At 71.2% G+C, this 19,195-nt stretch carries 13 protein-coding genes; 5 read left to right on the forward strand and 8 right to left on the reverse strand.

The window, feature by feature from the left end; translation table 11 throughout:
- Positions 1–54 precede the first annotated feature (54 nt).
- The 4 genes from ACZ45Z_RS29650 to ACZ45Z_RS29665 form a co-directional block, all read right to left on the reverse strand.
- On the reverse strand, positions 55–885 hold the full coding sequence (locus tag ACZ45Z_RS29650) for an ABC transporter permease (protein WP_468368792.1): 831 nt from the start codon (positions 883–885) through the stop codon (positions 55–57).
- On the reverse strand, positions 882–1,841 hold the full coding sequence (locus ACZ45Z_RS29655) for an ATP-binding cassette domain-containing protein (protein WP_468368795.1): 960 nt from the start codon (positions 1,839–1,841) through the stop codon (positions 882–884). The genes ACZ45Z_RS29650 and ACZ45Z_RS29655 overlap by 4 nt, the downstream gene beginning before the upstream one ends.
- 180 nt (positions 1,842–2,021) lie before the next feature.
- The gene (locus ACZ45Z_RS29660) at positions 2,022–2,678 is read right to left on the reverse strand and encodes a response regulator (protein ID WP_468368797.1); all 657 of its coding nucleotides are present in this window, start codon (positions 2,676–2,678) and stop codon (positions 2,022–2,024) included.
- Complete coding sequence (locus tag ACZ45Z_RS29665; RefSeq protein ID WP_468368800.1) at positions 2,675–4,000, reverse strand: sensor histidine kinase; 1,326 nt, start codon at positions 3,998–4,000, stop codon at positions 2,675–2,677. Before ACZ45Z_RS29665 ends, ACZ45Z_RS29660 begins: the two co-directional genes overlap by 4 nt.
- Positions 4,001–4,265: 265 nt before the next feature.
- On the opposite strand from ACZ45Z_RS29665, the gene ACZ45Z_RS29670 reads away from it, so the two are divergent.
- The 5 genes from ACZ45Z_RS29670 (at position 4,266) to ACZ45Z_RS29690 (ending at position 9,105) form a co-directional block, all read left to right on the forward strand.
- Positions 4,266–4,937: a DUF6875 domain-containing protein gene (locus ACZ45Z_RS29670; protein ID WP_468368803.1), complete on the forward strand. Its 672-nt coding sequence runs from the start codon at positions 4,266–4,268 to the stop codon at positions 4,935–4,937.
- Positions 4,924–5,922 carry a methyltransferase gene (locus ACZ45Z_RS29675; protein WP_468368805.1) on the forward strand — a complete coding sequence of 333 codons (999 nt, stop codon included), beginning with the start codon at positions 4,924–4,926 and terminating at the stop codon, positions 5,920–5,922. The genes ACZ45Z_RS29670 and ACZ45Z_RS29675 overlap by 14 nt, the downstream gene beginning before the upstream one ends.
- 146 nt (positions 5,923–6,068) lie before the next feature.
- Complete coding sequence (locus tag ACZ45Z_RS29680; RefSeq protein ID WP_468368808.1) at positions 6,069–7,058, forward strand: alpha/beta hydrolase; 990 nt, start codon at positions 6,069–6,071, stop codon at positions 7,056–7,058.
- Positions 7,051–8,337: an acyltransferase family protein gene (locus ACZ45Z_RS29685; protein ID WP_468368811.1), complete on the forward strand. Its 1,287-nt coding sequence runs from the start codon at positions 7,051–7,053 to the stop codon at positions 8,335–8,337. Before ACZ45Z_RS29680 ends, ACZ45Z_RS29685 begins: the two co-directional genes overlap by 8 nt.
- Positions 8,338–8,406: 69 nt before the next feature.
- Entirely contained in the window at positions 8,407–9,105 is a 699-nt protein-coding gene (locus ACZ45Z_RS29690; RefSeq protein ID WP_468368813.1) for a class I SAM-dependent methyltransferase, read from the forward strand.
- A 96-nt stretch (positions 9,106–9,201) separates the two neighbouring features.
- Here the strand turns inward: ACZ45Z_RS29690 and ACZ45Z_RS29695 are convergent, their stop codons facing one another.
- The 4 genes from ACZ45Z_RS29695 to ACZ45Z_RS29710 all read right to left on the reverse strand — a co-directional run.
- The gene (locus ACZ45Z_RS29695; protein ID WP_468368815.1) at positions 9,202–11,736 is read right to left on the reverse strand and encodes an ABC transporter permease; all 2,535 of its coding nucleotides are present in this window, start codon (positions 11,734–11,736) and stop codon (positions 9,202–9,204) included.
- Positions 11,733–12,623, reverse strand: a complete 891-nt coding sequence (locus ACZ45Z_RS29700; protein WP_468368818.1) for an ABC transporter ATP-binding protein — start codon at positions 12,621–12,623, stop codon at positions 11,733–11,735. The genes ACZ45Z_RS29695 and ACZ45Z_RS29700 overlap by 4 nt, the downstream gene beginning before the upstream one ends.
- Positions 12,624–12,758: 135 nt before the next feature.
- Entirely contained in the window at positions 12,759–14,426 is a 1,668-nt protein-coding gene (locus ACZ45Z_RS29705; RefSeq protein WP_468368820.1) for an amidase family protein, read from the reverse strand.
- 202 nt (positions 14,427–14,628) lie between these two features.
- The coding region (locus tag ACZ45Z_RS29710; protein ID WP_468368823.1) for an amino acid adenylation domain-containing protein at positions 14,629–19,195 on the reverse strand (4,567 nt) is incomplete at its 5' end.

Genomic DNA, 19,195 nt, shown 5'->3' on the forward strand with positions numbered 1-19,195 from the left:
CCGTGAGCGGCGGCCGGGTCCTAGGGGCTCCGGCCGCCGCCCGCCGGGGAATCCTCAGAGGGTGCGGCGCCCGTACTGGCGCACCGCCAGGGGAACGAAGACCAGCAGCACACCGCCGATCCAGATCAGCGACCCGGACACGTTCCCGGCCACCGGGCCGCCCACCAGCAGTCCACGGCACGAATCCACCACCAGCGTGGTCGGGTTGACCTCCACGAACGCCTGGAGCCAGCCCGGCATGGTCGACGGCGGGGCGAACATCGAACTGCCGAACTGCAGCGGGATCATCCAGAGGAAGCCCACCGACTGGACCGCCTGAGGGCTGCGGATCACCAGACCGATGTACGCGGCGATCGACGACAGGGCGACTCCGTAGAGCACCAGAAGGCCGACCGCGGCGCATACCGCCGGCACATTGGTCAGGACCCGGAATCCGATGAGGAAGGCGAAGGCGAGGATGACGGCCTGCCCGAGGGCCAGCCGGCACACGTCCGCGAGGATCCGGCCGGACAGCACGGCGGAGCGGGCGATGGGCATGGACCGGAAGCGGTCCATGACTCCCTTGCTGAAGTCCAGGTTCAAGGCGGTGCCGGTGACCTGGGCGGCGAAGCTGACGGTCTGCACCATGATGCCGGGGATCAGGTACTGCCGGTAGCCCGCCTGGCCCTTGCCGATCGCCCCGCCGAGGACGTACACGAAGACCAGCGTGAACACCATCGGCATGAGGGTGGCGTCGAGCAGTTGCGAGGGATCGTGCTTGATCTGGATCAGGTTGCGCCGGGCGATGGCCAGTGACTGGCCCACGGCGCTGCGCACGTCGACCCGGGACCGGGAGGGCCCCCGCTCGGTGTCCGGGTCGGGCGGGGCGAGCAGTGCGGCGGTCATGCCGTCCTCCGTGTGTCGTCGGCCGGGTCGCCCGCGGTGAGGGTGAGGAAGACCTCGTCGAGGCTGGGGGTGTGGGTGTCGATGCCGTCGACCGGCACTCCGCAGGCGGCGAGCGTCCGCACCGCGGCCGTCAGCTCCGCCTGGCCGGCGACCGGCAGCGTGACCAGTCCTTCGACCGGGTCCGCGACGGCGGCGAGGCCCGAGGCGCCGCTCAGTTGGCGGGCCAGCTCGGCGAGGTCGGCGCCGCTGTCCGGCCGGATGCGCAGCACCTGACCGCCGGTTCGGGCGCGCAGTTCGGCGGGGGTCCCCTCGGCGATCACCCGGCCGTGGTCGATCACCACGATGTTCTCGGCGAGGGCTTCGGCCTCCTCCATGTACTGCGTGGTGAGCAGGACGGTGCTCCCCTTGTTGACCAAGGTCCGGACCATGTCCCACAGTTCGTTACGGCTGCGCGGGTCGAGGCCCGTGGTGGGCTCGTCCAGATAGAGCACCTCGGGATCGCCGACCAGGCTGGCGGCCAGATCGAGCCGGCGCCGCATACCGCCCGAATAGTCGCGCGGCAGCCTGCGGGCGGCATCGGTCAGCCGGAACCGTTCCAGCAACTCGTCGGCCAGGGCTTTCGCGCGCCGGCGCGGCAGCCGGTGGAGGCGGCCGATCATGTAGAGGTTGTCCCGGCCCGGGATGGTCTCGTCCACGGACGCGTACTGGCCGGTCAGGCCGATCCGGCCGCGGACCTGATGGGCCTCGTCCACGACGTCGAACCCCGCGACCCGCGCCCGGCCGCCGTCCGGTCGCGCGAGCGTGGCCAGCATCCTCACGATGGTGGTCTTCCCCGCGCCGTTGGGACCGAGAAGCCCCAAAACGCTGCCGGCCGGCACCTCCATCGTGACCCCGTCGACGGCCCGGGAGGAGCCGAACTCCTTGATGAGTCCCTCGACTTGGATCGCGGCGGTCATCGGCAGGCCCCGACGGAGCCGGCACGTACGGGCCCCGTTCTGTGACCAGTGGTAAGCATGTGACGTCTTCCCGGCAGTCTCGACAGCATCATGCCGGCGATGCTAGGAGGCGCGCTTATCGACTGTGTATCGGTCGCATTCCACGAGCCCTTGCCGGGGCGTGCCGACGACGGGCCGGGGCTATTGCCCGGCGACGACCAGACCGGCCTCGTAGGCGAAGACGGCCGCCTGCGTACGGTCGCGCAGGCCGAGCTTCACCAGAATGCGGCTGACATGGGTCTTCACCGTCTGTTCGGCGATGACCAGGCGCGCGGCGAGTTCCGAATTGGACAGGCCCTGGGCTATCAGACGCAGCACCTCGGTCTCGCGCTCGCTGAGGTCCGCCACCCGCTCGCCGCGGAGGCGCGGCGTGTGCATCCGGGAGAACTCCTCGATCAGACGCTTGGTGACCGTCGGCGCCAGCAGGGCGCCACCGCGCGCGACGGTGCGCACCGCGTCCGCGAGTTGGTGCGCCGACGAGTCCTTGAGGAGGAAGCCGCTCGCGCCCACCCGCAGCGCCTCGTAGACGTATTCGTCGGAATCGAAGGTGGTGAGAATGATGATCTTGACGTCCGGGTTGTCCTCGGTGATCCGGAGGGTGGCCTCCAGGCCGTTGAGAACCGGCATCCGCACATCCATCAGCACGATGTCCGGCGTGAGTTCCCCGACCTGGCGGACCGCGTCCTCGCCGTTCACCGCCTCGCCCACCACATCGATGTCCGGCTGCGCGTTGAGCAGGATGCCGAAACTCTCCCGGATCATGGTCTGGTCGTCGGCGACCAGTACGCGGATCGTCATACGCCCTCCCCCTCGTTCGTGGGCAGCGTAGCCGTCACCTCGAACCAGCCGTCCTCCCGCGGCCCGATGCTCAGGGTGCCGCCCAGAGTGGAAGCCCGCTCCCGCATACCCAACACGCCGTGTCCCCTCCCCGCCTGTCGCCGCGCACCCGTCGCCGGACTGTTGGAAACACGGAGGCGAATGTCGGCCCTGTCGTAGGATAGCTCGACTTCCGCCCGGCACCCCGGGGCATGGCGCAGAGCGTTGCTCAGTGCCTCCTGGACGATCCGGTACGCCGACAGCTCCACGCGTTTGGGCAGCGGCCGGGGGGTGCCGGAGACGACGGACTCGATACGCAGTCCGGCCGCCCGGATGTTGTCCACCAGCTCCTCGACGTTCTCGAGGGTGGGCTGCGGTGTGTACCGGCCGTCCGAGGGCTGCTCCTCCGACCGCAGCATGCCCAGGATGTGCCGCATCTCGGTGAGGGCCGCCAGCGCGTTCCCCCTGATGCTGGCGAAGCTCTCGCTGAGCTCTTCGGGCGGGTCCGCCACCCGGTACGGTGCCGCCTCCGCCTGCACCGCTATCACCGACATGTGGTGGGCGACCACGTCGTGGAGCTCGCGGGCTATGCGGGTGCGCTCCTCCAGCAGGGCCCGGCGGGTCCGTTCGAACTCGGTGAGGACCTCCTGCTCCCTCAACTTGTGCGCGGCCTCGCTGCGCCCGCGGACGACTGCGATGATCGCCAGCCCGAACGCGGACAGCAGGGCGAGGAGGAAGAGGTCGTTGTCGTCCGAGACGGGGTTGAGCAGGACGGTCAGCAGGCCGCCGACCAGCACGGTGAGCAGCCACTGCGTGAGGTAGACCCGGGGCTCCGCCCGCCAGGCGACGATCAGCGTGACGGTCAGATGCGCGATGAGCCCGGTCTCCGTCCACGGCCACGGGGCGTCGGCCGGTGCGGCGACGCCCGCGGCGGCCAGGCCGATGCCGTACGGCAGCGTCGCCACGAGCGACAGCCACCAGGCCGCCATGGGCCACACGAGCGCCAGCACGATCGGCAGGGCCTGGGCGCAGGCGAGGGCCGCCGCCCCCGCCCACCACAGATCCAGCCGCTCGGAGACGGCCAGGGCGTTGGGTACCGCCAGATCCACCGCGAAGAACACGGTGAGCACGACCGGGAGCTTGCGCAGCGCGCGGTTGCGCACCCGGGGCAGGAACGGCGCGGGGCGGGCGAAGAGGGCGAACAACTCATGACGCAGCGCCCGCATCGCGGACGCGGCGAGGGGCCGCGCGCCGCCGGCCCGCCGGGGTGACCGCCGCGGCGGGCTATCGGTGTCCTGTTTCACCCGCCCATCGTACGGACGCGTGCCGGCGCCCCGAGTCGTCGAAGAGACCGGGCCGCGGCGGGTTTTCCGGGGCGGCGCCCGCTAAGGGGGTGATAGTCCCGCGATAAGGCCGCTGCCTACTGTCCACCCGGCGAAGCCGTATGCGGGACGTGGACTTCGACGCTCGCGGCCCTCACCGAGGGCCTCCGTCCGCCGGTCGTCAGGGGTTCTCGAACCGCCGGATCGACGGGCGGCCAATTTCTCATTCACAGGGAGGTGGGGGTGTATGTATCTCAGCCACGACGATCCGTCGGACATAGTCCTGGAGTCGCACGGTCGGGATGACACGCAAATCCTTACCGAGATCGCGCACTGGCTTCGCTCATTCCTCACCCGTGCGCATCCCGATCTCGGCCGTAAGGGCGCGGTGTGCCCCTTCATGGAACAGTCCTTGAAACTGGGGCGGACCGCGCTCAGTTCCGTGGACATCAGCGGCTCCCGTGGACCGGGGCGGCTGGTGACCACCGCGCGTTCCGCCCTGGCGCGGCTCGGGGACCGCAGCGCGCCCGACAGCGTGTACAACGCCTTCGTCATGGTCCCCGTGGGGGCGCCTGCCGACGTCTGCCGCGAGCGGATCCTGGAAGTCCAGCAGGAGCTGAAGGCGGAGGCCGTCGCGGCCGGCAAGATGGTGGGTGAGTTCTACCCCGGCCATCCCATGCCGGGAATTCACAGCGACACCTTCCGTCCGCTGGAAAGCCCTCATCCCGTCATCGCCGTGCGCGCCATGGTGGTCACCGACATCCTCTTTCTGACCTTCCCCGCGATTCCGGCGGAGGAGCGGCTCTCCTACCTTCGGGTATGGCACGGGCTGTTCGGCGACGGAACCGCCGGGCCGTGGGGCCAGATCTACGAGAAGGCCCGCGCCGAGGCGGAGAGGGAAGTCAGTGAATTCGCTTGACCAGGAACGCCGGCGGCTCGCCGAGATCTTCGACGTGGCACCGAGCCGGGTGCTGTACGCCGTCTCCGTGCTCGGCGTCGCCGATCGCGTGCCTCCCGGCGGAATCGCCATGGCGCACCTCGCCGCCGCGCTCGACACGGACCAGGCGCGCCTGTCGCGTCTGGTACGGGCCGCCGAGTCACTGGGCGTCTTCCGCGTGGACGGGGCGGGCACGGTACGTCTCACACCGGCCGGAACACTGCTGAGGTCGGACCAGCCGGGCAGTCTGCGCGCCGAGTTCTCCGACAACGCCCTCTTCACGGCCTGGGGCCCGTTCGCCGAGACGGTGCGCGGCGGCCTTCCCAGCTACGAGATCGCCAACGGCACGAAGATCTTCGACAGCATGAGCGGCGACGCCCGCGCGCTGGAGACGTTCCACGAACACATGCGGATGCGGGCCACGCAGATGTACCGCTCCCTGCTCCCCTTCCTCCTGCGGCGCTGCGCCGAGGACGTCGTGGACCTGGCGGGTGGCACGGGCGGCCTCAGCGAACTCCTACTGGAGGGCGGCGAAAGCCTCCGCGTCACGCTCACCGACCTTCCCGAAGTCACCGGCCTCGTCCCGCCGGAAATGCTGCGCAGGTACGGCGACCGGTTCTCGGTCCTGGCCGGCGACATGCACCAGGGAATTCCCCGGGGCTACGGCACCTATCTGCTCGGCAGCGTGCTGCACGACTGGCCCGATGACGAAGCCGCCTCCCTCCTGCGACGCTGCGCGGACGCCATGATTCCCACCAGCGAACTCATCCTCCTGGAAAGGGTCCTGGCCGAGTCCGGACCGGATGAGCGCCGTATGGGGGACATGTGGATGATGGCCATGACCGGCGGACAGGAACGGACCCGGCAGGAGTGGTCCGAGCTGGCCGGTTCCGCCGGGCTGACACTGCGGCACGTCCACCACGGAGCCAGTGAGATCTCGGCTGTGGTGCTGGGCCCCGCCGGGTAGAAACGTAGCTCTCGCTACCGATTCCCGGCGGCCGGTCATACCTGAGAGCTACAAAAACAGTTGGCGCCTGAGCGTGACGTTTTCCCGAGCGCGAAAACCTAGCCTTCCAGTCAGATGAGCGAATGACTGGAAAGGAACGGCTGACAATGCGAGCTCGTACATGGGGGAGACGTGGGCTGCTGGTGGCCGTTGCCACCAGCATCGTGTTGTCGGTCAGCGCCGCTGCCCGGTCCACCGTCCCCGGCACCCCCGCCCCGCCACGCCTGCCCGTGGTCACGGCCGGCACGCTGGACGCCCGCTACGCCGTGAACCGGGACTGGCTCGCCACGTCCGAGCGTGCCGCGCACCGGATCGGCGACAGCGACCGGGAACGTCACCTCCACCAACTGGCCGCCCCCGGACGCCACTTCCTGTCCGTCAGCACGGAAGGCGACGGCCAGGCGGTGGAGGTCCTCGGTGACCTCGCCGCCGCCCGGCGGATCGCCGTCCTGGTCCCGGGCTCCGACACCACGATCGACACCTTCGACTACCTCGGCTCGCGCGGGGCCTCACTCGGCGGCGGCGCCCGCGCGCTCCACGACGAGATGCGCCGGGTCTCGAACGCCCCCGTGGCCGTGGTGGCCTGGTACGGCTACCGCGCCCCCCGGACGATGAGCCGGGACGTGGTGAGCACCGCCCGCGCCACCGAGGGCGGCGGCCGGTTGCAGCGGCTGCTGGAAGACCTGCGGTCCGCGAACCCCGCGGCACGGGTGACGCTCCTGTGCCACTCCTACGGCTCCGCGGTCTGCGGCAGCGCCGTCGGCACCATGGACCACGCCGCCGCCTCGTCCCTCTCCGGCCTCGCGGTCTTCGGCAGCCCCGGCCTGGGCGTGGAGTCCGCCGCCGAACTCGCCGGCGTCCCGGTGTGGGCGGGCCGGGGAGCACGCGACTGGATCGCGGGAGCCCCGCACGTCAGCCTGTCCGCGTTCGGCGACACGCTCGGCTTCGGCGCCGACCCGGTGTCCCGGCCCTTCGGCGCCCGGCTCTTCGCCGCGGGCACCGGCGGACACAGCGACTACCTCGCACCGGGCAGCCTTCCGCTGCGCAACCTCGCGCTGATCGCCGCGGGACGGACGTCGGAGGTCACCCGTGGCTGACGTACGCCTTCGGCCCCCGGTCGAACCCCTCAGCACCCCGATACCCGGCCGCGTGCCGGCCGGCCCGCGGATCGCCCGCCGACTGCACGCGCTGGTACTCCGGATCGACGCGGCCACCCCGGCCGACCGCGACCGGGCGATCGATGTGCTGCGGGCCCTGTCCGCCGTCGGCGTCGTGCTCGGCCACTGGCTCGTGACCGCGGTGACGGTGCGCGCCGGCGGCCACCTCATGGGCGACAGCCCGCTGCGCCACATGCCGGCGCTCACGCCGGTGTCCTGGCTGCTGCAGCCTCTGGCGATCTTCTTCTTCGTCGGCGGCCGGGTCGCGGCCCAGGGGTACGCCACCGCCCGCTCCGCCCGCCCGGGATACCGCCCCTGGCTGACCCTGCGACTGCGCCGGCTCCTGCGGCCGGTGGGAACCCTGCTGTTCATGTGGCTGTTGGTGGTCCTCGGCCTGGCCGCCGCCGGCGTCGCCCACGAGACCATCAGCACGCTGCTGAACCTGGTGATCTCGCCCCTGTGGTTCCTGATGGTGTTCCTCGTGCTGACCGCCGCCACCCCCCTCGTGCGACGGGCACCGGGACGGATCGCCGTCGTGGCGTGCGCCGTGGTGGCCGTGCTGGACGTGGCGCACTTCGCCAGTGGCGGTGACGCCTGGATCGAGACCGTACGCAACCTGAACGTCCTCGCGGGCTGGCTGGTTCCGTACTGCCTGGGCGCGCTGTGGGCCGCCGGCGGCTTCGCCCGCCGCCGCCACGCGGCCACGCTGCTCGTCACCGGACTCCTGGCCACCGCCGCGCTGATCGTGTGGGGCGGCTACCCCGCCAGCATGGTCGGGATCCCCGGCGCCGCCATGTCGAACCTCAACCCGCTCTCGCTCGCCGCCGTCACCTTCGGCCTGGCCCAGTGCGGCGCGGCCCTCCTGCTGTGCGCCCCGCTGCGCCGCCTCGTCGGACAGCCGCGGTCCGCCGCCCACCCCGCGCCCGGTGGCCAACGCTCCGCCACCCCCGGCCAGTTCGTCTGGGCGGTCGTGGCCCTGATGAACCTCTCCGTGATCACGATCTTCCTCTGGCACCAGACCGCGATGCTCTCGACGACCGCGATCAGCCTGGCGCTCACCGGCCCCCTCTTCGGCCTCCACACCGCGCCCGACACCACGGCCTGGGTCCTGGTCCGCCTCCTGTGGGTGCCCGTGTTCGTCCTGCTGCTGGTGGCCCTGTGCAGAGCCTTCCAGCACGTCGAGGGCGACGCGCGGAGCAGCCGGCACCAGGCGTCCTGAGCGACCCGGCCGCACCACCTCTCCGACCCGACGCACCACTTCCCGCCCACCGACGCGACGGAGGAAAAAATGGACGCAGTGACGACCGAATACATCAGCGCCCTGTACGTGAAGTATCAGGACTCCCTGTGCAAGGTGCGAGACGCCCAGCGGCAGTTCCTTCAGGACCGTGGCAAGTCGATGAAGGCCCAACTCGACGACTACGAGGCGGAGATCACCTACCTGCTGCTGCGCGAGCTGCGCCCCGACGTCGTGACGGAGATCGGGACGTTCTACGGCTGGTCGACGATGTGGATCCTGAGCGCGCTGCGCGACAACGGCAACGGCCACCTCCACTCGTTCGACATCGTCGACAACGTCGTGCGCAACGTCCCGGCGGAACTCGCGGGGGAGCGCTGGACGTTCACCATGGGCGACGTCCGGGAGAACCTGGCGAAGATACCCGCCAGGACCGACTACCTCTTCATCGACGCCGACCACGGTGCCCGCTTCGCCCGTTGGTACATCGACAACCTCTTCCCCGCCGTCCCCGCGGGAACGCCCACCAGCGTCCACGACGTCTTCCACGGCCGGCGCCCGAAGCCGTTCAGCGAGGGCTCGGTCATCGTCAAGTGGCTGGCCGAGAAGAACATCGAGTTCTTCACGCCCTCCACCGCCAAGGCGCCGCGGGTGACGGCGGAACTCGCCGCCGTCAAGAAGAAGCTGGGGCTGGACGAGCCGGTCCGGGTCAGCGACCACAACCCCATGATCTTCTTCAACCTGCCGTAGCGCGTCCGGCCCGGCATCACCGGGCCGTAGGACGAAGAAAGCGAGCGGCCCCGGCATCTTCGCCGGGGCCGCTCGCTTTGTGCGTCGGCGCCTGGGTCAGGACCGCCGGGAGACGCCTTCCACCGGCCGCACCCGCAGCAGCAGCCGCAGCGGGATGCCGGTGGCCAGCAGGCTCAGCGCGACGATGGCGGCCGCGACGAGGAGCAGGAACCGCGGGGGCAGATACGGGAACGCCGCCCCGGTACTGTCCGCGACCAGCGGCGTCAGGGTGACCAGCGCGATCGCCACGCCGACGGCCAGGCCGGTCACCGCCACCGTGAGGGCCTCCAGCCGGACGATCCGGCGCACCGTCCGCACGCTCGTGCCGATCAGCCGCAGCATCGAGACCTCGCGCAACTGCTCGAAGGTGACCATGGCGAGGGTGTTCGCGGCGGTGATGCCCGCGAAGCCGGCGATCATGCTCAGCGCCATGAACTCCAGCCAGGCGAACGACTCGTCCGCCGCGTTCCCGGCCTTGGCGAACGCCGCTTCGGTCCGCACCGTGGCACCCGGCGAGGCGCCGACGGCGGTCCGCAGCGCGCGGTCGAGCCGCGCGTCCGCGCCCCCGGATTCCGCGCGGACGAGGACCCGGTCGTCGAGCTGGTGGGTCAGATGGCCGGCGACGGTGGCCCGCGGCAGCATCACCTCGCCCACACCGAGCCCCCGCTCGTACGTCGCCGCCACCACCGGCCGCACGACGGTGCCGTCACCGAGCCACAGCGTGATCCGCCGCCCCACCCCGGTCCCGGCCCGGTCGGCGACCCGCTGGTCGACCGCCACCGTCCCGTCCCCGGAACCCGCGCCACCACGGGCCCGGACCCCGGCCAGAGAGCCGGAGCGGACGTGCGGGTCGAGATTCCGCGCCAGCGCTTCGCCGGTCCCGGAGAACGCGCTGCCGGACACGGTGCCGTCGCCGGGTTTCGCGCCGGGGCGACCCGGGCCGACCAGCAGCCCCACCTCGGCCACCCCCGTCGCGGCCCGCACACCGGGCAGTTGGGCGACGTCCTCGGCCACCCGGCCGGGCAGGCCGCCGGGCGCCTCGATGACGCGGTCCGCGGTGAGCGCCGCCGCGCTCTGCACGTCCTTCTCGTAGGTCAGGGTGGTCTGCTGGCCGATCTTGGTCACACCGAAGGCCACCACCAGGGCCACCGGCACGATCGCCGAGGACAGACGGCGGGCCCTGGCCCGGCCGTTGAGGGTCGCCAGTTCGCCGGTGGCGCCGAAGAGCCGCATCGGCACCCCCAGGAGCTCGGTGGCCGCGCGGGCGAGCAGCGGCCCGAGCAGGGACACCGAGACCAGGAACAGCAGCAGGACGAAGGGCGCGGCCTTGTTGGCCGTCGCGCCTCCCGCGGCGAGCACCTTGACGGCCATCACCGCACCACCGGCCAGCGCCGCCAGACCGAGCAGCAGGCGGACGGGACCGATGCCGCGGCGGGGCAGCGTCGACTCGCTCAGCGCTTCGGCCGGGCGGCTGCGGGCGGCACGGTGCGAGGCGATGAGACTGCCGGGCACCGCGGCGAGCAGACCGGTGAAGGCGGCCGCGGCGACCGGGAACCAACTGAACCTCAGCTCCGTTCCCGGCGGCAGCAGGTGCCGCGCGTCCATGGCGTCGAACACCAGCCGGGCCAGCAGATAGCCCGGCGCGCTGCCGGCCGCCACCGCCAGCACCGCCACCAGCGACGCCTCCGCGGCGGCCATCCGCCGGATATGGCCCGGCCGCGCCCCGATACCGCGCAGCAGCGCCGTCTCCCGCTGACGCTGGGAGATCGACAGGGACATGGTGTTGGCCACCACGAAGATGGAGACGTAGATGCTCAGGCCGCCCATGGCACCGAACATGCCGACGGTGTTCTCCTGGGCCGGGGCGAATCCGGGGTTCTCCACCTCACCGCGTGCGTCGCCGGTGAACACCTTGGCGGAACCGGCGGCCGCGCGCACCCGCTCGGCGAGCTTCGCGGTGGACACCCCCTCCTTGGGGAGCACCGCGATCGCGTCGGCCTTCCCCGGGTGGCCGGACAACCGCCCGGCCTCGGCGTTCTCCAACCACGCGCCCGGAGCGCGAGCCGCGAGCACGCCGGCGACCTCGAACGACGCCGAGCCGGCCGGACTCGTCAGCGTCACGGTGTCGCCCGCGGACACCCCCAGGTCCTTGGCCGTCCGGGTGTCCAGAACCGTCTGCCCGGGGCGCGGAGTCACCTCGTGTGCCGCGCCGTCCCCTGAGGCCAGCAGCCGCGCCGAGGAGGCCGGCTGCCCGTCCAGGGTGACCGCCGTGCGGCCCGGTGCGGTGACGGTGACCGGAAAGACGGTGTCGGCCACCGTGCCCGACACCTCGGGCAGCGCGGCCAGCCGGTCGGCCAGACCGGTCTCGACGCGGGCCCGGTCCGGGAGCCGCTCCCCGCCCACGAACTGGTCCGCGGCGACGACCACGGGCGCCGGGCGGTAGCGCACCGGCTGCTGGGACGCGGTCGCCGTGGCCAGCAGCAGCGTGCCGCTGGAGATGATCACCACGGCGCCGAAGAGCAGCGCGACGAAGGTGCCGATGAACGCCGAAGGGCGGGACCGGATCTGTGCGAAGGCGAGTCCGGTGCTCATCCCCTGCCCCGCATCCCGGGCGCCGGCGAATGCGGGCGGTCGGTGGCCGAGGTCAGCACCCGCATACGGGCCGAGATCTCCTCCGGGTCGCCCAGCATCAGCTCGTCGGAGACCTCTCCGTCGACCAGGAACAGCACCCGGTCCGCCCAGGCGGCGGCGCTGGGCTCATGGGTGACCATGACGACGGTCGCGCCCAGGTTGTCCACCGCTTCCCGCAGCAGGGTGAGCACCTCGGCCGCCGTGGTGGTGTCGAGTGCCCCGGTGGGCTCGTCGGCGAAGATGACGTCCGGGTTGGTGATCAGGGCGCGGGCGATGGCGACACGCTGCTGCTGTCCGCCGGAGAGTTCGCCCGGCCGGTGCCGCGCCCGGTCGGGCAGTCCGACCCGGGCCAGCATCCGCTCGATGGCGTCCCGGTCGACGGGCCGCCCGGCCAACTTCAGCGGCAGTTGGATGTTCTGATGGACCGTCAGTGCCGGGAGGAGGCTGAAGTGCTGGAAGACGAAGCCCAGCCGGTTCAGACGCAGGTCACTCAGCCTGCTCTCGCGCAGCCTCGTCAGATCGGTCCCACCGAGCAGTACCGAGCCCGAGGTCGGCCGGTCGAGCCCCGCGGAGCACTGCAGGAAGGTGCTCTTACCGGACCCGGACGGGCCCATCACCGCGGTGAAACTGGCGCGCGGCAAGGCGATGCTCACACCGCGCAGCGCGTGCACCGCGTTGTTCCCGCGCCCGTACCGCTTGTGCACGTCCCGCAGCGTCACCGCCGCGTCCCCCAGGGGGTACTCCGAAGCGGGCGGCGGCCGTTGCCCCTCGAAGCGGGCGTCGGGGAGTGCGGGACTCTCCTCACCGTCGGCCCGACCGGAGCCTGGATGCCGAGACCGACCGAACATGAAGATCCTCCTGAGGTGGTGCGAGCCCGCGCGGACGGGCGGTGGTGACGCCGGAGCGCCGAAAGGAACCGGGACGGCGCCTTCCGGCAGGAGTTGGGGTGTCACCGGGCGGTACGGGACACCCCATCCCGTAACTTATAGGCCCACGCCGGGCGGGGTGAACGTCGGCGCGCGCCGCGCCGTATGGGCCTGCTCGAAGCCGTGCGCGAAGCGGATCAGCTCCGGTTCGCTCCAGGCGGTGCCCATGAAGGTGATGCCGACCGGCAGGCCGTGCACGAACCCGGCGGGGACGCTGATGGCCGCGTAGCCGGCGTAGCCCACGGGGATCGCACTCCCCATGATCTGCGGATCGCCGTTGATCAGGTCGATCTTCCAGGTCGGCGCGCCGGTCGGCATCATCAGGGCGTCGACCCGGTGGTTCTTCAGCGCCGCGTCGATGCCCTCGTCCCGGGCGACCCGGCGCACCGTGCGCACCGCCTTCTTGTACTCGGCGTCCGACGGCTTGCCCGCGTAATCGGCCACGGTCTGGAGAATGTTCTGGTCGAAGTACTCCAACTCGGTGTCCGCGTGCGCCTTGTTGTACGCGACGAGTTCGGCGATGCTCCGGGGGTGATCGCCCGGGGTGCGGGCGAGGTAGGACTCGATGTCGTGCTTCATCTCGGTGATCTGGACGATGAAGGCGGCGTCCAGATCCGACATCATCTTCTGCGCGGTGGGGATGTTGGCATTGTCGACGACCACCGCGCCGGCCTTCTTCAACACCTCGACCGCCTGCTCCGCCACGGCGTCCGCGTGCGCGCTGTAGCCGGCGAAGACCTCCCTGGTGATGCCGATCCGGGCGCCCTTCAGCCCGCCCGGCTTCAGGAAGGGGGTGTAGTCCGAGTGGAACTTGCCCGCGCTGGCGGCGGTGGCCGTGTCGGTGGGGTCCACACCCGTGAGCACACCGAGCAGCAGCGCGGCGTCGGCCACCGTGCGGCAGATCGGGCCGATGGTGTCGAAGCTGCGGGCACCCGGGAACATGCCGGTGCGGCTCGTGAGCCCGGTGGTGGGCCGGATACCGACCACACTGTTGGCGCCCGAGGGACCCAGGATGGACCCGATCGTCTCGGTCCCGATGGCACCCGCGCACAGACCGGCCGCCGTGGCCGCGGCGGGGCCCGCGCTGGAACCGTTGGGCGAGCGGTCCAGCTTGTACGGGTTGCGGGTCTGGCCGCCCCGCTGGCTGTAGCCGCTCGACGAGGTGACCAGTGACGTCAGGTTGGCCTTGCCCAGCGGGATGGCACCGGCCGCGCGCAGCCGGGCGATCACCGTGGCGTCATGGGCCGGACGCGCACCCAGCAGCGCCCGCATGCCGTTGGTGCTGTGCATCTTGTCCGCGGTGCCGATGTTGTCCTTGATCAGCAGCGGAATGCCGTGCAGCGGTCCGCGGAGCTTGCCCGCCCGGCGCTCGGCGTCCAGCTTCGCGGCCAGCTTCAGCGCCTCGGGGTTCGTCTCCAGAACGGCGTGCAGCGCGGGGCCCGCGAGGTTCAGCGCGGCGATCCGGTCCAGGTAGAACTTGGTGAGCTCCACCGAGGTGAGCTTTCCGGCGGCCATCTGCTTCAGCAGGTCGGTGATGCTGGTCTCTTCCAGCCCGCCGCGCGAGGCGTGAAAGGACCGCAGGGGCGCCGCCCGGTCGGGCACCGCGGCAGCGTGTGCGCGGGGCATACCGAGACCCAGCATCGCCGGGGCGGCCACCGCGGCCCCCAGTCCCAGCAGTCGGCGGCGGTGCATCTCAGGTATGTCGGACAGGTGTTTTCCGGCCATCGTCTCGCTCTCTGAATCACTGTGAACAGGTGCCAGAGACCGTACGAGGCGGCAATTCTCTTTCGTTATCGGGAATTCACGGACGTCACGAACCGGGCGGTCACCCTCCCGCCCGGCCCGCCCGGGCCCGGACGGCACGGCGATGCCCGCCATGCCATCCGGACCGGCCGGTACCCCGACGATCAGACCGGGCCGTAGCCCGTCAGAGCTTTCCGCGCGCGTCCAGCTCCCGCATCCGCTCGGTCAGGACGGCGCCCACCGCGCGCAGCGGATCGCCTTCCAGCAGATCGTCGTGCGGGCAGGCGATCCGGTGGTTCTCGACGCCACCGGCGACCACCCGCCGCCACGCCTCGGGCATCGCGCCGGGGTCCGCCCGGCCGACCGTCGTGGTGAAGAGCAGCAGATCACCCTTGAACGTGCCCGGCTCGTAACGGCTGTTGTTGCCGACACCGTTGATCATCGCGTCGAGGATCCGGGAGAGCTGCTCCTCGGTGAAGTTCCCCGGAAGCCCCGCCCGCAGCGAGTCGATCACCTTCTCCCGCTGCCCCGCCTCGTCGCACACCGCGCCGCTCTCCTGGCCGAGATCCGCGTGGAACCTGGCCAGAACCTGGCCGTCGTCGAGCGGCACGGCCTCGATGTCGCCACCGGGGTACGCGTCGAGCACGGCCAGCAGTTCGACCTCCTCTCCGATGTCCTGGAGCCGGGTGGCGATCGCGTGCACGATGTTGCCGCCCAGGGAGTAGCCCAGCAGGCGGTATGGGCCGGCAGGCTGGACCCGCCGGATCTGCGCGGTGTAGTCCTCGACCATCTCCTCGAAGGTCTCCGGCAGGGCACCGTCCCCGGCCAGCCCGGGGCTCTGCAGGCCGTAGACCGGACGGTCCGCGTCCAGGACTCCCAACAAGCCGGCGTAGCACCAGCTCAGCGGCACGGAGGGGTGCGCGCAGAACAGGGGCGTGCCGGCCCCGGACGAGCGCAGCGGCAGCAGCATGCCCAGGCCGTCGTCCTCGTTCCACCCGCCGCTCCGGTCCGTGCGCCGGGCGAGGCCGGCGACGGTGGGTGCCCCGAAGACGTCGCGCACGGTGAGTTCGCTGCCGAACTCACCGCGGATCCGACTGGTGAGCCGGGTCGCGAGCAGCGAGTGGCCGCCCAGATCGAAGAAGTTGTCGTCGATCCCGACCCGGTCCACACCGAGTACCTCCGCGAAGATCGCGCACAGCTTCTCCTCGTGGGCGTCGCGCGGGCCCCTGCCCGCCGCGGCACCGGTGAGCTCCGGAGCGGGCAGCGCCGTACGGTCGACCTTGCCGTTCGGCGTGAGCGGCAGCGCGTCCAGGGCGACGAAAGCGGACGGCACCATGTACTCCGGCAGCACCTGGGCCACCCGGCCGCGCAGCTCCGCCACCTCCAGCTCGGCACCGTTCGCCCCGGCGGGCACGACGTAGGCGACGATGCGCCGGTCGCCGGGCCGGTCCTCCCGCACGATCACCGCGACCTGACCGACGGCGGGCTCGGCGGCGAGGGCGTTCTCGATCTCGCCGAGTTCGATGCGGAAGCCGCGGACCTTGACCTGGTGGTCGACCCGCCCGATGAACTCCAACTGCCCGTCGGCGCGGCGGCGGACGAGGTCGCCGGTGCGGTACATACGACCGCCGGCGGCACCGAAGGGGTCGGCGACGAAGCGGGTCGCGGTCAGACCGGGACGGCCGAGGTAGCCCCGGGCCAGTCCCGGACCGGTGATGTAAAGCTCCCCGGGCACCCCCGCCGGCACCGGCCGGAGCGCGGAGTCGAGGACGTACAGCCGGGTGTTGAACACCGGCCGGCCGATGGGCGTCGGCCCCGCCCCCTGCTCGGGGCCGCAGACCGCGAAGCAGGTGTCCACGGTGGCCTCGGTCGGACCGTAGGCGTTCACCATGCGCCGCCCCGCCGACCAGAACGCGGTGACCTCCGGCGGGCACGCCTCGGCACCCACCATGAGCGACGCCAGCGCGGGCAGCTCCCGACGGGGCATGCCCACCAGGATCGACGCCGGAATGTGCGCGTGTGTGATCTCCTGCTCGGCCAGGAACTCCGCGAGCTCCTCGCCGGCCAGCGGGCCGCTCGGCAGGACCAGGCAGGCCCCGGACAACAGGCCCATGCACAGCTCCGCCACGGACACGTCGAAGCTCGGAGAAACGAGCTGGGAGACCCGGCACCCCGGGCCCGCGCCCAGCCGGAGCCTCTGATGCGCCGACAGGTTCGCCACACCGTTGTGGGAGACGACGACGCCCTTGGGATGTCCGGTGGAGCCGGAGGTGTAGATGAGGTAGGCGGGGTGGGCGGGAAGCAGCGGTGTGAGGCGGTGGCCGTCGTCCGGGTTGGTGGTGGGCCGACTGCCGACGGTGCCGGTGTGGAGGACGACGGTGGTCAGGTCCGTGTCGGGCAGCTCGGCCGCCGTGTTCTCGTCGGTGACGAGCAGGGCGGGTCGGGCGTCGCCGAGCATGTAGGTGAGGCGGTCGGCGGGGTAGTCGGGGTCGACGGGCACGTACGCGGCGCCCGTTTTGACGATGGCGAGGATCGACACGGTCAGGTCGATGCCGCGGCGCAGCGCCACGGCGACGTACTTCTCGGGCCCCGCGCCCTGGGCGATGAGGTGGTGGGCGAGTTGGTTGGCGCGGGCGTTGAGTTCGGCGTAGGTGAGCCGCGTGCCGTGGTGTTCCAGGGCGGGTGCGTCGGGGGTGCGGGCCACCTGTGCCTCGAACAGCTCGGGGAGGGTGGCGGTGGGCACGTCGCGGGCTGTGTCGTTCCAGCCGTGGAGCAGCAGCTCCCGCTCCTGCGCGGAGAGGATGTCCAGCTCCGCGATCGGCCGTGAGGCGTCCTCGACGGCCGTGCGCAGCAGACGCTCCAGCCGCGCCGCGATGCTCTCGGCGGTCTGCCGGTCGAAGAGATCGGTCGCGAACTCCACGACCCCCCGCATACCGACGGCTTCACCTCCCTCACCGAAGACCTCCAACAGGTTGACGGCCAGGTCGACCTTGGCGACACCGGTATCGACGCCCGCACTCTCGGCCGAGAGCCCCCGCATGGCGAACTCACCGTCGGAAGCCGACTCAAGCCCCAGAACCACCTGGAAGAGGGGGTTGTATGCGAGGGAGCGGGTGGGGTTGACGATCTCCACGAGTCGCTCGAAGGGGACGTCCTGGTGGGTGTAGGCGGCGAGGTCCGTCTCCCGTACCCGCCAGAGGAGTTCGGCGAAGGTGGGGTTGCCGGAGGTGTCGGTGCGTAGCACGAGGGTGTTGATGAAGAAGCCGACGAGGTCGTCGAGTGCGTCGTCGTTGCGTCCTGCGATGGGGGAGCCGATGGGGATGTCCGTGCCGGCGCCGAGTCGGGTCAGGAGGGTGGCGAGTGCTGTTTGGACGACCATGAAGACGCTGGCTTGGTGTTCGCGTGCCAGGCGGGTGATGCCGTGGTGGAGATCGGTGTCCCAGACGAACGGGACGCTTTCCCCTTGGTGGCCGGCGATGGCGGGCCGGGGCCGGTCGGTGGGCAGTTCGAGGTGGTCGGGGAGAGCGGCCAACTGCTTCTGCCAGTAGTCGACCTGACGGGAGATGACGCTGTCCGGGTCGCTCTCCTCGCCCAGGACTTCTTGCTGCCACAGGGTGTAGTCGGCGTACTGCACCGGCAGCGGAGCCCACTGGGGGCTGGTGCCGTCGACGCGTGCCGCGTAGGCGGTGGACAGGTCGTGGGCGATCGGTCCCATGGACCAGCCGTCGCTGGCGATGTGGTGGGCCAGGATCAGCAGGGTGTGCTCGCCGGGCCCGGTGGTGAACACCCAGGCGCGCAGGGGCACGTCTTGGGTGAGGTCGAAGGCGTGCGTGACGGCCTGGTTGACGGCCTCGTCCAGGTCGTCCTCGTCGGTGGGAACGACGTCGATGACCGGCCGGGCGGCGTTGCCGTGCAGGACGTGCTGGTAGGGCGTGCCGTCGTGCTCGGGGAAGACGGTGCGCAGCGTTTCGTGCCGCTCGGTGACGTCGTGGATGGCGTCGCGCAGTGCTGTGGTGTCGAGTGCGCCGGTGAGGCGAAGCATCATCGGCACGTTGTAGGTGGCGCTCGGGCCTTCCAGTTGCTGGAGGAACCACAGGCGGTGCTGGGCGGGCGAGAGCGGGATGTGAGTGGGACGCGGCCTGGGGGTGAGTGGGGTGCGTGCTCCGGTTGCGTGGTGGAGGCGGGTGGTGAGGGTGGCGACGGTGGGTGCTTCGAAGAGGTCGCGGACGGTGAGTTCGGTGTTGAGGGTGGTGCGGATGCGGCTGGTGAGTCGGGTGGCGAGGAGGGAGTGTCCGCCGAGGTCGAAGAAGTTGTCGTCGATGCCGACGTGGTCGAGTCCGAGGGTGTGGGCGAAGGCGTGGCAGAGGAGTTGTTCGTGGGTGTTGCGGGGGGCTCGGCTGGCCGTGGTGGGGGTGTGTTGGGGTGCGGGGAGGGCTTTGTGGTCGAGCTTGCCGTTGGGGGTCAGCGGAAGAGTGTCGAGCGTGACGAAGGCCGCGGGAACCATGTAGTCGGGGAGTGTGCGGCCGGCGTGTTCGCGTAGGGCGGTCACGTCGAGCTGGTCGTCCCCGTCTGCCGGGACGATGTAGGCGGTGATGCGTTGGTCGCCGGGTTGGTCTTCGCGGACGATGGCGGCGCTTTGGGCGATGTGGGGGTGGTTGGTGAGGGTGGCTTCGATTTCGCCGAGTTCGATGCGGTGGCCGCGGACTTTGACTTGGGTGTCGGTGCGGCCGATGAATTCGAGTTGTCCGTTG

Source organism: Streptomyces sp. NPDC031210, assembly GCF_055570395.1.

Excerpts from the sequence above, each read along its gene's own strand:
- ACZ45Z_RS29650 (WP_468368792.1), bottom strand. The coding sequence starts at position 885 with ATGACCGCCGCACTGCTCGCCCCGCCCGACCCGGACACCGAGCGGGGG.
- ACZ45Z_RS29655 (WP_468368795.1), bottom strand. The coding sequence starts at position 1,841 with ATGACCGCCGCGATCCAAGTCGAGGGACTCATCAAGGAGTTCGGCTCC.
- ACZ45Z_RS29660 (WP_468368797.1), bottom strand. The coding sequence starts at position 2,678 with ATGACGATCCGCGTACTGGTCGCCGACGACCAGACCATGATCCGGGAG.
- ACZ45Z_RS29670 (WP_468368803.1), top strand. The coding sequence starts at position 4,266 with ATGTATCTCAGCCACGACGATCCGTCGGACATAGTCCTGGAGTCGCAC.
- ACZ45Z_RS29680 (WP_468368808.1), top strand. The coding sequence starts at position 6,069 with ATGCGAGCTCGTACATGGGGGAGACGTGGGCTGCTGGTGGCCGTTGCC.
- ACZ45Z_RS29690 (WP_468368813.1), top strand. The coding sequence starts at position 8,407 with ATGGACGCAGTGACGACCGAATACATCAGCGCCCTGTACGTGAAGTAT.
- ACZ45Z_RS29695 (WP_468368815.1), bottom strand. The coding sequence starts at position 11,736 with ATGAGCACCGGACTCGCCTTCGCACAGATCCGGTCCCGCCCTTCGGCG.
- ACZ45Z_RS29700 (WP_468368818.1), bottom strand. The coding sequence starts at position 12,623 with ATGTTCGGTCGGTCTCGGCATCCAGGCTCCGGTCGGGCCGACGGTGAG.
- ACZ45Z_RS29705 (WP_468368820.1), bottom strand. The coding sequence starts at position 14,426 with ATGGCCGGAAAACACCTGTCCGACATACCTGAGATGCACCGCCGCCGA.